Raw genomic sequence first — 10,904 nt, 5'->3', positions numbered from 1 at the left:
CCGAGAAATGCCCTCTATCCCTCCCAGAATCTGGACGGCGATATTTTCTCGGACATCTCCGCTGCGCTCGGCGGTAGCCTGGCCACTGCCAGCTCTATCATCGAGAGCAAAGACGGTACCATGCTCTTTGAAGCGCCCCACGGCACCGCCCATGACCTCTACCTGAAGTATCTGGAAAGCGACGGCCGCGACGCCCACTTCAATCCCTCCGCTCTGATCTTTGCACTCGCTAACGCCTTGGAAACCTTGGGTGAGCGCGAAGGCAACGCGCCCCTGACGGAATACGCAGTCAATCTTAAATCGGCGCTGACTGACACCGTCGACAAAGGTATCGTGACCGCAGACCTCAAGAGCAAGACCGTCGACCCGGATTCGGAGCAGGTGGTTGATATGACAGGTTTTCTGAACGCTGTGGAGCGCGCGCTCAAGTAGCTTTCAGCCGTCTGGGTGGCCTGACACGGATTGCCATCCACGGGTGGATCTTGTCAGGCTTAGTCACAGGGCTATTTCGATCAGTACTTTCAAACCTCCTTTTAACCCCTTCGCAAAGAAAACCTGGCCTCCATACCGCGCGACTATTTCGCGGACGATCGCAAGACCCAGCCCATGCCCCGGCGTTTGTTCATCCAGTCGCCGCCCTCTCTGGCCCAAGTGAATTCTTTCACCTTCCGCAACTCCGAGCCCGTCGTCCGTTACGATAATCTGCAACGCGCCATTAATGTGTTCCAAGGAAAGCTCAACGCATTCTGCGGACCATTTGCCGGCGTTATCGAGCAAGTTTCCCAGTATTTCGTTCAGGTCGTGCTCCTCAATAGGCCAGCGAGATTCGTCGGTGAGTGACGTTGACAGTTCAAATGACTTTTCCGGATGAAGCCGCCCCAGCATCCACAGAAGATCACGGGCCTGTTTCGCCGGGCATGCGCTCTTGCCCAGCTGTGGCCCGGCGAACCGGCTGCGCCGCATTTCGGCTTCCAACTGCCTGTCGATATCGCTCAAACGCGATCCCATCTCGTGTCTAAGCGTGTTGTCCAGAGAGCGGCTGGTATCTTCGAGCACCTGCCTGACCGCGGCAATGGGCGTTTTGACACTGTGAGACAGGTTTGCGAGTGCTTCCCGGGAGCGCTCCAGTCGTTGATCCAGAGAATCAAGGAGCTGATTGAGTTGCTGCACCAGGGGGCGGAACTCTTCCGGGGCCTGTGCATCTATCCGTGATATTTCGCCGCTCTGCAGCCGTCTGAGGGCTGCCTGGAGCGAGACAACAGGCCGCATTGACAGGTTAATGCCCACCCAGATAATCCCGACAAGCAAGAGAATCAGCAAGATTGATACGATGGCCGTCCATGCATGCAGTTCTGCCTGGCTGTCTTGAAGTGCCCCCATATCTTCCGAAACGATGACCGTGATAGGGGTATCGTTCACAAAAAAAGATTTTCGATAAGCGAGAATGTCGGAGGGCAGGCCAGGTAATTTTGCATTGTGTACGGCGATACCTTCCTGTTGATCAGACTGCAGCAGTGGGTTCAGCAGCGGGCGCCAGGATTGCGGAGAGATGATCGTTTGAGCCGGGGACTGCATTGCGAAGGCGTGATGAAATACCTCCTCGAAGTAGTCACCGGTTCGAAGGATATCTAATTTGCCGTCGGCTTGACGAATATGATGTTCCAGGAAGGCCACTTCGTCTTTCAGGCGGTTTTCTACAAATTCCCGGGACATCCTTTCCAGTAGTAAGCCGTGTACAAGCCACGCGATGGCCATCAGGCCAATACCCGCCGGTAACAGCAAAAGCAAGAGTGCTCCCTTTACGGATACAGGCTTTCTAGGCAGCGTCATTAAACAGGTATCCCTGACCGCGCCTTGTTGTGATGGTCTCCGGCCCAACCAGTTTTCTCAGGCGCCGGATATAAGCTTCGATAATATTTTCATTTGGCGCTTCGTTAAGATTATAGAGCTGTTCCATGAGCTGCTCTTTGGAGAAAATATAACCAGGCCGACCCATAAGGCACCGCAGTAACCTGAATTCCGTGCCCGTCAGACTGTGCTCTGTTCCATCGTCGATTCTAAGGCACTGCCGGTTCTCATCAAGCTCAAAACGCCCAGCCTTCAGCGATGACTGAACTCTGCCCTCGCTCCGTCGCACGATGGCGTTCAGCCTGGCAATCAGTTCTTCGGTTTGAAAGGGTTTAGCCAAATAGTCGTCAGCGCCTGCCTTCAGACCGTTGACCTTATCTTGCCAATCCCCCCTTGCGGTCAGGATCAGTACTGGAAAGATAGCGTTACTTTTACGCCATCTTCTCAGCACGTCCAGGCCATTGCCGTCCGGCAACCCCAGATCCAGCACGCCGGCTTTGTAGTCTTCCTGTTCGCCTAAAATAATTGCCTCTTTGGCGGTGCGAGTCACGTCAACGCTGAAGCCAACTTTCTCAAGCTGGCTTGCAAGTCCTTCAGCGAGCAGTCGATCATCCTCTACCAGCAGTAATCTCATTTGTGGTCCTTTATTTTGAACAAAATACGCTGTAAAAGTGTCGCCGATCCACCTGAAATCAGCCTGAACAACAAAGAAATTAATATTTTCAGAAAGAATTCAGGTTGATGCGCGATAGTAATAATGTTTTCGCACAGTGCCCATTTTGTCAGGCATACCAACCAAGATTTAAACGTAAGTTACTTTACAGGAGAAGATTTGATGGTTTCATCAAAGTTTGTTATCGCAGCATTCGCTATGTCAATGTCAGCAGCAGCACTTGGGGCAGGGACTCACGGGGACGAGCACGGCCACGGCGCCAAGAATGGCGAGCCGGGTAAAGCCTCCGATGCTAATCGCGCTGTCACCGTCGAGATGCACGACAACTACTATGAACCCGATGCGATCGAAGTCAAGCCGGGAGAGACGGTGCGCTTTGTGATCAAGAACAAAGGCAGTCTGGTACACGAATTCAACATTGGCACGCCCGCTATGCACGAGTCGCATCAAAAGGAAATGATGAAGATGGTCCAGCATGGAGTCATTCAGGGAGGCAAGCTCAATCGCGATATGATGGAGATGGATATGGGAGACGGTACGTCCATGAAGCATGACGATCCGAACAGCGTGCTTTTAGAGCCAGGTGAGAGCAAGGAAGTGATCTGGAAGTTTTCCGAAAAGGGCGATATTGAGTTTGCCTGCAACGTTCCAGGGCACTATCAGTCTGGTATGTACGGCAAAGTAAATTTCAACTAAGGCGAGTCTTACGTTCGCCCATTGGCCAAAATATCGGAACCTTTGGTTTGGATAGTGCAAAGTAGTTTGGGAGTAGTTGTGTATGAAGAAGGCTCTTTTTGCAGGCGCTGTGTGCCTGCTTTTGCCGACTATCGGCTTAGCGGGTGAATATAATCTGACGGTCGACCGAGTTGAAATCGATACCGGCGATTTTGTGAAGCAGGGCATTGGCTACAACGGCAAATCGCCGGGCCCGGTTATGCGTTTCAAGGAGGGTGAGAACGTTTCCATCAATGTGACCAATAACCTGAACGAAACGACATCCATCCACTGGCACGGGATTATTCTCCCGTTCGATCAGGACGGTGTGCCAGGCATCAGCTTTCCGGGTATCGCACCTGGCGAGACATTTACCTATAACTTTCCAATCACCCAGGCTGGAACCTATTGGTTTCACAGTCATTCCGGCTTTCAGGAGCCTGATGGTGCCTATGGTTCGATCGTTATTGAGCCCGATGGTCGCGAGCCGTTTCGCTATGATCGGGATTACGTCGTTCAACTGACCGACAAACACCCGGACTCCAGCGAGCGGGTAATGCGCAACCTCAAGGTAATGTCCGATTATTACAACCGCGAGCAACAAACCGTGGGTGAGTTTTTCTCGGACGCCGCTGAAAACGGCCTGATGAATACTGTGAAGGATCGTATGGCGTGGGGTGATATGCGGATGATGAAAGCCGACGTTGAAGACCTCCAAGGGTTTACCGGACTGATCAACGGTAAAGGACCCAAGCAGAACTGGACCGGTATTTTTGAGCCTGGTGAGCGAATTCGACTGCGTTTTATCAATTCATCCGCGATGACGTATTTTGATATCCGAATTCCCGGCTTGAACATGACGGTAGTGCAGGCTGATGGAAACAACGTACAGCCGGTTAACGTGGACGAGTTTCGGATTGGTGTTGCGGAAACCTACGATGTAATTGTTCGGCCTAAAGACGAACAAGCCTATACAATTTTTGCCGAGTCTATGGGGCGCACCGGATACGCCAGGGCAACGCTTGCAACTGAGAAGGGAATGGAAGCTGCTGTTCCCGGGTTGCGTGAGCCAGCTCGACTGACCATGGCTGACATGGGCGGGATGACGGGTATGTCGGGGATGAACCACGGCGGCATGGGCAAGGGAGACATGATGGGTTCCGGAACTATGTCTGGCATGGATCACGGTGCCATGAAGGATATGGACCATTCGGCTATGAAGGATATGGACCAGTCGGCTATGAAAGATATGGACCAGTCAGCTATGAAAGATATGGCCGGCATGGATCATTCGAAGATGGCGAATATGGATCATGGCTCGATGATGATGCCCGAGGGGGGGGCAAGCGATCCTTTTTATGCCCAAGGCAGTGGCCTGATTCCCACGGCAGCCAATGGAGGCAAATTCCTGTCCTATGCCGACTTGAAAGCCCAGAAGCCGCTCTATGAGGAACGGGAGCCCACTCGAGAAATTGAGTTGCGTCTCACTGGCAACATGGAGCGATATATCTGGAGCATCAATGACGTTAAATATGAAGACGCAGACCCTATTCGCCTCAAATATGGCGAACGAGTCCGTTTCAAGTTTGTAAATGAAACGATGATGACACACCCGATGCACCTGCACGGTATGTGGTCGATATTGGATGTTGGTGCGGGCCAATGGAACCCGATCAAGCACACTGTAAGCGTTCAGCCAGGCACCACGGTTTATGTAGAAACCGAAGTGGATGCGCCGGGCCAATGGGCGTTTCATTGTCATCTGTCATATCACATGGCGGCTGGCATGTTCCGCAAGATCATTGTTGAGGGTGGGCCGGAATCAAACCAGGCTGGGTCTGGTGAGCACTCGGATGCCATTGGAGGTGACGCATGAAGTTTTGGACGCCTTTGATTGCAAGTACGGTGTTGGGACTTGGTGTTATTCCCGTTTTGGCGTCTGCTCAAGAGCGGATTCAGGACACCACAGAGCGGAAGCAGCCGTTAAATGTGTGGGGCGCGCAGTTCGAAGAATTTGAATATCGTTATAGCGAAGACGATGAAGAACTGGGTGTGTGGGATACTGATTTTTTCTATGGCACCGACAATTTCAAGGCTCGTTGGCTTAGCAGCGGCGAGTATGCCATTGAAGGTCGGAGCTACGAGAAGGTGGAAAACCAGTTGGTGGGGCAAATCCCGATATCCAAGTTTTTTGATGCAAAAGCCGGGATACGGTTTGATACCCCGGAAGGTCCTGATCGAACTTACGCTGTTCTCGGTTTTGCTGGTCTGGCGCCGCAGTGGTTTGAAATAGACACGAATTTTTACGTGAGCAAAGATGGCGACACGTCGGCTGATTTGGATGCAGAATATGAGCTGCTCCTGACCAACTACTGGATACTTACGGCATCGCTGGATGCTACGGTGGCGTTTAGTGAAGATCGGGAAATTGGAGTCGGCAAGGGGTTGGTTTCAACCGAAACCGGATTGCGATTGAGCTACGATCTTATTGGCCGTGCTTTTTCGCCGTACGTCGGCATCGTTCACGAACGTAAATATGGCAGCACAGCTGACTTTGCCAGAGCGGACGGCAGTGGCACCGGAGGTTGGTTGGCAGTGGTTGGGGCTCGGCTATTTTTTTGAGCACACAAGGGGCATCGAGCATTAGCCTGCTCGGTGCCCTTCGCGCTATTTCATGTGACCGACATGGTGGCAAACAAAAAAGGAGTTGAATGAAGAGCGAGCAAGATAGAACCACCCGCTATCAGGAAGCAAGCCTCACGCTTCCGGGCACGGTTATGCTCGGTACTGGTGTTATGATTGGTGCCGGTATCTTTGCGCTCACCGGGCAAATGGCCCAGATGGCGGGCACGCTCTTTCCGCTGGCCTTTCTGGCGGCCGCGATTGTCATTTCATTCAGTTCCTATTCCTATATCAAAATTTCCAATGCCTATCCGTCTGCAGGCGGCATCGGCATGTATCTCCACAAAGCTTACGGCGACCGTTTAGCAACGGGGTTTAATGCGTTGCTGATGTATTTCTCAATGGTGATTGCCCAGAGCTTTCTGGCCCGCACGTTTGGGTCCTACGCCATGCAATTGTTTGGAGGCGATGACAGCGGACGCATGGTATCTGTATTGGGCGTATCGCTTATCTTGGCTGCATTCTTCATTAACCTGCTGGGTAATCGTTGGATCCAAGGTGTCGCATCGTTCATTGGTGTCCTTAAAATTGGCGGCATTCTTGTCTTCGGACTAGTAGGTGTCTGGTTGGCTGATAGTCTTGCGGTCGATTTTTCCAGAAGCGGTGAAACCGGTGTCGTCGGTAATTTCCTTGGTGCGACGGCTCTTGGCATATTGGCCTTCAAGGGCTTTACGACCATTACTAATAGTGGCTCCGAGGTGAAAGACCCACATCGCAACGTCAGCCGCGCGATTGTGATCTCCATTGCCGCCTGCGTTGTAATCTACACCCTGGTGGGCTTTGCCGTTGCGAGCAACCTGTCTCTCGCCGAAATAGTTGAGACCCAAGACTACTCACTGGCTGCCGCCACCCGTCCTGCGTTAGGTGAGTACGGCCTGTGGTTTACTGTGGCAATTGCCATGATGGCAACCACTGGAGGCATTCTTGCCAGTATTTTGCGGTTGCCGAGCAGGTATTCCTTAAGTCTTCCTCCAGGCGTAAGGCGATGGAAAGCGATGAATCCCACGGGCGCCATCACTGATATTCAATGCCAGGAATGAAGACCAAACTTGATTTGCGGACCGCCCAGCGAACGAAGCAGGAGTACGAAATGAGTGAACATCACCACGCTGATCAAAATGAGCACGAAGCAAAAGACCCGGTTTGCGGAATGTCGGTTGATCCTCTTACGGCCGAACACCGCAGCCAACATGCTGGAAAAACGTGGTATTTCTGCTCCGCCCGATGCCAGTCCAAGTTTGATGAGGATCCAGGGAAATATCTCGGGGAGCGCCAAGAGTCTGCGAAACCCGCCGCTCCCGGCGCCATGTACACGTGCCCGATGCACCCGGAGATTCGGCAACAGGGGCCCGGCGATTGTCCGATCTGCGGGATGGGGTTGGAGCCCGAGCAAGTAAGCCTCAACGATGGGCCGTCGGAAGAGCTTACGGATATGACGCGTCGGTTCTGGATTGGCCTGTTCCTCGCGCTCCCCGTAGTTGTCATCGAAATGACAGGGCACTTTATTGGCCTTGATCAGATTGTGTCGCCACAAGCACTGAACTGGATCCAGTTGGTGCTGGCAACGCCCGTTGTCGTCTGGTGCGGCTTGCCATTCTTTGTTCGGGGCTGGAAATCCGTCGTCAACCGCAACCTGAACATGTTTACGTTGATTTCCATTGGTACGGGTGTCGCGCTGATATACAGCCTTGTCGCCGTTCTGGTTCCGCAGGTTTTCCCCGATGCGTTCCGGCAGGCAGATGGTTCGGTCGCGGTGTATTTTGAGGCCGCTGCGGTCATTGTGGTGTTGGTGTTGTTAGGGCAGGTACTGGAACTTCGTGCCCGAGAGAAGACGTCGGGCGCCATTAAAGCGTTGCTGGATCTGGCACCGGCCACAGCAAGAAGGCTGGACGATGAGGGAGGCGAGTCTGACGTCTCTCTTGATCAGGTGAAGGTCGGTGACCGCTTACGGGTTCGCCCAGGCGATAAAGTTCCGTTGGATGGGGAGATCCTGGAAGGCCGCTCCAACATCGACGAATCTCTGGTAACCGGCGAGCCACTGGCCATCAGTAAGAAGACAGGCGACCAGGTGATTGGTGGCAGCATGAACCAGCAAGGCAGCTTCATTATGCGAGCTGACAAGGTGGGGCATGACACCATGCTTTCGCAGATTGTGCAGATGGTGGCCAATGCCCAGCGCAGTCGTGCACCGATTCAGGGGTTGGCAGACAAAGTGGCCGGCTGGTTTGTTCCGGTGGTCATCGTTATAGCCGCCCTTGCCTTTATTGTTTGGTCAGTCTTTGGGCCAATGCCCCCTATGGCCTACGGTCTTATTGCAGCCGTGAGTGTGCTGATCATTGCCTGCCCCTGCGCTCTTGGCCTGGCGACGCCTATGTCGATCATGGTTGGCGTAGGGCGGGGCGCTCAGATTGGGGTCCTGATTCGGGATGCAGAGGCTCTTGAACGCATGGAGAAAGTTGATACGGTAGTGGTTGATAAAACCGGTACGCTGACCGAAGGCAAACCTCAGGTAACAAAACTGGTTCCAGCAAACGGCTTCAGCGAAGAAGACCTGATGCGCTATGCCAGTGGCCTGGAAAAGGGCAGTGAACATCCGCTGGCCCATGCCATTCTCGATAAAGCCAAAATCATGGAACTGACCGTGCCAGATGCGGAGGATTTCGACTCGCCTAACGGTAAGGGTGTCACCGGCAAGATCGACGGAAAAGCGGTTCTACTTGGTAATCGGTTGTTAATGGAGTCACAAAATGTGGATACCTCCGCGTTTGAGGCGGATGCAGACCAGCTTCGCAAAGACGGCGCAACGGTTATATTCGCGGCGGTGGAGCAACAGGTCTGTGGATTAATTGCCATTGCTGATCCGATCAAAGAATCCACTGAGGCGGCAATTATCGCACTGCAGAAGGACGGCATCCGTGTGGTTATGTTGACGGGGGACAATCGCACCTCAGCAGAAGCTGTCGCCCGCAAACTTCATATTGATGAGGTTGAAGCGGAAGTGCTGCCGGAGGACAAAGGAAAGATCGTTCAAAGGCTGAAAGACGAAGGCCGTGTTGTGGTGATGGCGGGAGACGGGGTGAATGATGCGCCGGCTCTGGCTACAGCCGATGTGGGCGTTGCTATGGGAACAGGGACCGATGTGGCTATTGAAAGTGCGGGTGTCACCCTTCTGCGTGGAGACCTGATGGGCATTGTGGAGGCGCGCCGCTTGTCGATAGCGACCATGCGTAATATTCGGCAAAACCTGTTTTTTGCCTTCATTTATAATTCCGCCGGCATACCGATTGCTGCAGGGGTGCTCTATCCATTTGCCGGGATTCTACTGTCTCCGATTTTTGCAGCAGCGGCGATGTCACTGTCTTCCGTGAGCGTCATCGTTAATGCGCTCCGGTTGAGGCTGGTCAAATTGGATTAACGGCAGTTTTGTGAACGGTCTGGCTTTCCCCTTACCGTGGCCTCGATTTGGTTTCGGGGCGTTCGTTGTATCAGGACGGTTTGGAATTATTTCGATATGATTATTTAATTCGGATTTTTTCATATCAGGCTCCTCATTCTGAATTATAAAAATTTGTATCATAATTCATTTTGGTTTCAGGTTTGTATGTTGTACTACATGTCATTTGAGTAGCCATCATCGCGAAATATTCGTGCCAGCGGCCCTTGATTTTTTGCGAATTTAATTAGTCGCAGGAGTCAGCCTGCGGTATTTTTTTGCGTCTCTTTCAAAGCGCGATAATAGGCATTGCCTTCGCCTGTACCGATCATTAAATGACACTGAAATATCAAATAAAATAAACGCAATAATTTTAAGAAATTAAGATAGATTTTTAATTTCCAAAATATATAGTTAATTTCGCGTTCGTGTCAGCTCGCACCTCTATTGCCCCTCGCCGTGTACTATTTAAAACGACAATAAAGCGTTAGTAGCTCCCAACAGTTTCCGCTGCAAAAGCCAACGCCATTTGTTGAATCTCAGACTGTCTTGTCAGGCAATGCCTCAAGTTTTGACAAATTCCTGATGAAACCTCCACAAAGCCGTGACATGGGGTGGGCTATCGTGCCCAGTAAGTAAATGTCAGGCCGACTTTGTCAGCCGTTAAGGTGGTTTTTCGTCATGAGCAAATTCTTACCACGCCAACTACAAGGATTTATGGCTGCCGGCGGCCTTGCCACGCTGTTCCATTGGCTTGTGATGGCGGTGTTAATCGGTGCCGGAGTTGAGCCAATACTGGCGACCGCAAGCGGAAGTGTGTCCGGAGCCGCCCTGAATTACGGCCTCCAGCGGCGCCTGGCATTTCGCAATGCGGGCCCTCACAGGTTCACGCTTTGGCGCTATATCGGGTCTTGCCTCTTTGCATGGCTCTGTAATCTTGTCTTTTTCTTCCTCCTTAATAGCGTCTTGGCACTTTCTGTCACGCTGTCACAAATCGTGACGACAGGGCTTGTCGCTGCTCTGAACTATCTCGTATACCAAAGGCTGGTGTTCCATGAACAATCGCTTTGAAAAACCCATAGTGTCGTCTGACGGTCCATTTGATAAGCCGCTGCTATCACTGGTCGTGCCGCTATTTAACGAGCGCCCGATGTTGCCCCTTTTCTTCGACCGGGTTCTGCCTGTGCTTGCCAAGCTGGACCTGTACTGGGAAATCGTTCTGATTGATGATGGCAGTAGTGATGGCAGTACCCAGTACATTCGGGACGTGATCGCCCGAACGCCCGGCGTACGCCTTGTTAAACTGAGCCGAAATTTTGGCAAAGAAGCGGCAATGACCGCAGGGTTAGAGCATGCCAAAGGCGATGCGATGATCGTGCTCGATGCCGACCTGCAAGATCCGCCTGAACAGATTCCGGCAATGGTCGACTGTTGGCAGTCCGGTGTCGATGTGGTGCTTATGCAGCGCCGCTCACGGGCTGGCGAAACCGCCTTTAAACGCTGGAGTGCGCATCTCTTTTACCGGCTTCTGAATCGAACCAGTCGCACGAACAT

At 52.5% G+C, this 10,904-nt stretch carries 9 protein-coding genes and 1 pseudogene; 8 read left to right on the top strand and 2 right to left on the bottom strand.

Annotated features, from left to right (window positions below; translation table 11 throughout):
• On the top strand, positions 1–432 hold a 432-nt coding region (locus ENI00_RS10790), incomplete at its 5' end, for an isocitrate/isopropylmalate family dehydrogenase (RefSeq protein WP_304101898.1).
• 63 nt (positions 433–495) lie between these two features.
• Here ENI00_RS10790 and ENI00_RS10785 read toward each other — a convergent pair.
• Positions 496–1,830, bottom strand: coding sequence for a sensor histidine kinase (locus ENI00_RS10785; RefSeq protein WP_304101896.1), 1,335 nt, complete (start codon positions 1,828–1,830; stop codon positions 496–498).
• Positions 1,817–2,482 (bottom strand): response regulator transcription factor, encoded by a 666-nt coding sequence (locus ENI00_RS10780; RefSeq protein WP_304101894.1) that lies wholly within the window; start codon positions 2,480–2,482, stop codon positions 1,817–1,819. The genes ENI00_RS10785 and ENI00_RS10780 overlap by 14 nt, the downstream gene beginning before the upstream one ends.
• A gap of 201 nt (positions 2,483–2,683) precedes the next feature.
• Here ENI00_RS10780 and ENI00_RS10775 point away from each other — a divergent pair, with 201 nt between their 5' ends.
• From ENI00_RS10775 to ENI00_RS10745, 7 genes and pseudogenes are all read left to right on the top strand, one after another.
• Positions 2,684–3,217, top strand: coding sequence for a cupredoxin domain-containing protein (locus ENI00_RS10775; RefSeq protein ID WP_304101892.1), 534 nt, complete (start codon positions 2,684–2,686; stop codon positions 3,215–3,217).
• An 82-nt stretch (positions 3,218–3,299) separates the two neighbouring features.
• Positions 3,300–5,111, top strand: a complete 1,812-nt coding sequence (locus ENI00_RS10770; RefSeq protein ID WP_304101890.1) for a copper resistance system multicopper oxidase — start codon at positions 3,300–3,302, stop codon at positions 5,109–5,111.
• Positions 5,108–5,857 (top strand): copper resistance protein B, encoded by a 750-nt coding sequence (locus ENI00_RS10765; protein ID WP_304101888.1) that lies wholly within the window; start codon positions 5,108–5,110, stop codon positions 5,855–5,857. The genes ENI00_RS10770 and ENI00_RS10765 overlap by 4 nt, the downstream gene beginning before the upstream one ends.
• Before the next feature lie 89 nt (positions 5,858–5,946).
• A pseudogene (locus ENI00_RS10760) lies at positions 5,947–6,852 on the top strand (APC family permease); the annotation flags it as partial.
• Between the two features lie 155 nt (positions 6,853–7,007).
• Entirely contained in the window at positions 7,008–9,332 is a 2,325-nt protein-coding gene (locus ENI00_RS10755) for a heavy metal translocating P-type ATPase (protein ID WP_304101886.1), read from the top strand.
• 699 nt (positions 9,333–10,031) lie between these two features.
• Positions 10,032–10,421 (top strand): GtrA family protein, encoded by a 390-nt coding sequence (locus ENI00_RS10750; RefSeq protein ID WP_304101884.1) that lies wholly within the window; start codon positions 10,032–10,034, stop codon positions 10,419–10,421.
• Positions 10,405–10,904, top strand: a 500-nt coding sequence (locus tag ENI00_RS10745) for a glycosyltransferase family 2 protein (RefSeq protein ID WP_304101881.1), incomplete at its 3' end; no start/stop codon positions are given. The genes ENI00_RS10750 and ENI00_RS10745, both read left to right, overlap by 17 nt.

It is taken from the genome of Marinobacter antarcticus (assembly GCF_011049865.1).
Taxonomy (GTDB): domain Bacteria; phylum Pseudomonadota; class Gammaproteobacteria; order Pseudomonadales; family Oleiphilaceae; genus Marinobacter; species Marinobacter antarcticus_A.
The sequence above is the reverse complement of the archived record's forward strand: the minus strand, read 5'-3'. Positions and strand labels throughout refer to the sequence as shown.

Coding starts and splice junctions, on each gene's coding strand:
- ENI00_RS10785 (WP_304101896.1), bottom strand. CDS start 1,830: ATGACGCTGCCTAGAAAGCCTGTATCCGTAAAGGGAGCACTCTTGCTT.
- ENI00_RS10780 (WP_304101894.1), bottom strand. CDS start 2,482: ATGAGATTACTGCTGGTAGAGGATGATCGACTGCTCGCTGAAGGACTT.
- ENI00_RS10775 (WP_304101892.1), top strand. CDS start 2,684: ATGGTTTCATCAAAGTTTGTTATCGCAGCATTCGCTATGTCAATGTCA.
- ENI00_RS10770 (WP_304101890.1), top strand. CDS start 3,300: ATGAAGAAGGCTCTTTTTGCAGGCGCTGTGTGCCTGCTTTTGCCGACT.
- ENI00_RS10765 (WP_304101888.1), top strand. CDS start 5,108: ATGAAGTTTTGGACGCCTTTGATTGCAAGTACGGTGTTGGGACTTGGT.
- ENI00_RS10755 (WP_304101886.1), top strand. CDS start 7,008: ATGAGTGAACATCACCACGCTGATCAAAATGAGCACGAAGCAAAAGAC.
- ENI00_RS10750 (WP_304101884.1), top strand. CDS start 10,032: ATGAGCAAATTCTTACCACGCCAACTACAAGGATTTATGGCTGCCGGC.